Origin of the sequence: Stenotrophomonas sp., from assembly GCF_032099025.1 — a bacterium.
In the GTDB taxonomy this organism is placed as follows: Bacteria; Pseudomonadota; Gammaproteobacteria; order Xanthomonadales; family Xanthomonadaceae; genus Stenotrophomonas.
Genome location: NZ_DAMCID010000012.1, coordinates 1 through 209, shown reverse-complemented (window position 1 = coordinate 209; position 209 = coordinate 1). Strand labels below are relative to the sequence as shown.

The window sequence follows — 209 nt, the reverse complement described above, 5'->3', positions numbered from 1 at the left end:
TCGAATCCTGTCTCCCCGACCATACAAGTGGTCACATTGAAGCCTGGAAGACGAATGTCCTCCGGGCTTTTTTGTATTTGGCCATGCCGCCTGGCCCGACACGGCAGGCGACACGTAGTGCCGGCCGCTGGCCGGCTCCTCGTGCTGCCGGCATCGCCAGGAGCCGGCCGGCGGCCGGCACTACCCGATTGCCCGGCATCACGTGGAGC

At 65.6% G+C, this 209-nt stretch carries 1 tRNA gene (running past one end of the window); it reads left to right on the top strand.

Annotation, left to right across the window (positions count from 1 at the left end):
• Window positions 1-22, top strand: a tRNA-Pro gene (locus tag RT456_RS10195) (it extends 155 nt beyond the left edge of the window).
• Window positions 23-209 lie beyond the last annotated feature (187 nt).